The following is a 2,062-nucleotide window of genomic DNA, read 5'->3' as shown; positions in this document are numbered from 1 at the left end:
TTGCCCCAACGACTTCTACTCAACCGGGTCATCAAGAGGAAGATCACAAGGATATGGTCGATCAAGAGATCCATCAGTTGTTAAGTGCCCACCAAGGAGCGAACTCACAGCCAACGATTCAGCAAGGAACAAAAGATGCAAGCAAAGAAAGTCAATCGGAACACTTGCCAAATACGGCAAGCCTAGAAGCTTCCTTTGCAGCAGAAGCTGTTCTCTTAGCAGCCTTAGGCGGCTTCCTCTTGGCTGGTAAGAGGAAAGAAGAGTAAGTCTTTTACAGGATTCTTTCGTTCTTTTAAAAAGTCACTCTCAAAAAAACCTCTCTGGTAAAAACCAGAGAGGTTTGATCTTGTTTAGAGGATATTAAAAGGCATTCCAAAGGAGGACAAAAATAAGAATACAGCCCCAAGCGTTTCCTGTACGTCTCTGAACTAGAAGCATTCCATAAATAAGAATGAAAACAGTTCCTTCTTGTAAGAGTGACAATGAGTCAAAACCAATCATCCCGTGGATGAGCAAGCAGATTAAAGCACACACAAATGCTCCTAGATTCCATACTCCTTTTACGTACTGAGGATAGCGGAGGTTGATTTTTTGGACAATCACAACATAATTAAAACCCTCCCAGAATCCCCAAATAAGAGAAATGAGAAGATAGCCCAAGAAATTGGTTGGGAAGGGACTGGATAAGACTTCTTTTGTTAGGAGGATGGATTGAAAAGGAAGATAGGAATGCATCTGACCTGAAGCTATGAGGAAAATGAGAAGAGGTAAGGCAATAAGAACTGTTTGAAGGATAGTTGGAAAGAATTTTTTCTTAACCAGTCCATATTTCTGTATGCTTTCTTTTCTACGAATAAGGACAGCACTAGTTCCCAAGCCAGCTACAGAAAATTGACAAAGTGCGAGAACGATTAAGCGAATCCAGAGAGAATGGTCTGGGCTTCTAGTGAAGTTGATGATTGGCTCCTGAAAAGCTAGAAAGCCCATCAGTGGAAGCAAGGTGAAAAGTGCCAAGATATTTAAATCTTTGTCGGCTTCTTTTTGTTGAGTAGATAATCCTTCTTTCATTTATATCTCCTTTTTATCCCTATTATAGGGTCTCTTGGTTAGACTGTCAATAAGAGGGGAAAAGCATTGGATTTTTCTACCTCTTTTACAGCTTTTGTGATATAATTATCATGTATTAAAAAAAGAAGGAGTCATATCCAATGGCAAAATTGACTGTTAAAGACGTTGACTTGAAAGGGAAAAAAGTTCTCGTTCGTGTTGACTTCAATGTTCCTGTAAAAGATGGCGTGATCACTAACGATAACCGTATCACTGCAGCTCTTCCAACAATCAAGTACATCCTTGAACAAGGTGGACGTGCAATCCTCTTCTCTCACCTTGGACGTGTGAAAGAAGAAGCAGACAAAGAAGGTAAATCACTTGCTCCTGTAGCGGCTGACTTGGCTGCTAAATTGGGTCAAGACGTTGCTTTCCTTCCAGGTGTTACTCGTGGTGCTGAATTGGAAGCAGCGATTAACGCTCTTGAAGATGGACAAGTTCTTTTGGTTGAAAACACTCGTTTCGAAGATGTTGACGGCAAGAAAGAATCTAAAAACGATCCTGAACTTGGTAAATACTGGGCATCACTTGGAGATGGTATCTTCGTAAACGATGCATTCGGTACAGCTCACCGTGCACACGCATCTAACGTTGGTATCTCAGCAAACGTTGAAAAAGCAGTTGCTGGATTCCTTCTTGAAAACGAAATTGCTTACATCCAAGAAGCAGTTGAAGCTCCAGAACGTCCATTCGTGGCTATCCTTGGTGGTTCAAAAGTTTCAGACAAGATCGGTGTGATCGAAAACTTGCTTGAAAAAGCTGATAAAGTTCTTATCGGTGGTGGGATGACTTACACATTCTACAAAGCTCAAGGTATCGAAATCGGTAACTCACTTGTAGAAGAAGACAAATTGGATGTCGCTAAAGCTCTTCTTGAAAAAGCAAACGGCAAATTGATCTTGCCAGTTGACTCAAAAGAAGCAAACGCATTTGCTGACTACACTGAAGTGAAAGA

General features: G+C 41.0%; 3 protein-coding genes. 2 read left to right on the top strand and 1 reads right to left on the bottom strand.

Translation table 11 applies throughout. The features are described 5' to 3' along the window. A partial coding sequence (locus tag ACLOR3_RS02020) for a hypothetical protein (RefSeq protein ID WP_412036942.1) occupies nucleotides 1-266 on the top strand: 266 nt, incomplete at its 5' end. A 94-nt stretch (nucleotides 267-360) separates the two neighbouring features. Here the strand turns inward: ACLOR3_RS02020 and ACLOR3_RS02015 are convergent. Next, nucleotides 361-1,068: a hypothetical protein gene (locus ACLOR3_RS02015; protein WP_048715728.1), complete on the bottom strand. Its 708-nt coding sequence runs from the start codon at nucleotides 1,066-1,068 to the stop codon at nucleotides 361-363. A gap of 140 nt (nucleotides 1,069-1,208) precedes the next feature. Between ACLOR3_RS02015 and ACLOR3_RS02010 the strand changes: the two genes are divergently transcribed. After that, a partial coding sequence (locus ACLOR3_RS02010; protein ID WP_412036941.1) for a phosphoglycerate kinase occupies nucleotides 1,209-2,062 on the top strand: 854 nt, incomplete at its 3' end.

Source organism: Streptococcus intestinihominis, from assembly GCF_046824975.1.
Lineage (GTDB): Bacteria > Bacillota > Bacilli > Lactobacillales > Streptococcaceae > Streptococcus.
This window is presented reverse-complemented; position numbering and strand designations above follow the sequence as displayed.

Bases quoted from the DNA above. Each gene is read 5' to 3' on its own strand.
- ACLOR3_RS02015 (WP_048715728.1), bottom strand. From the start codon at position 1,068: ATGAAAGAAGGATTATCTACTCAACAAAAAGAAGCCGACAAAGATTTA.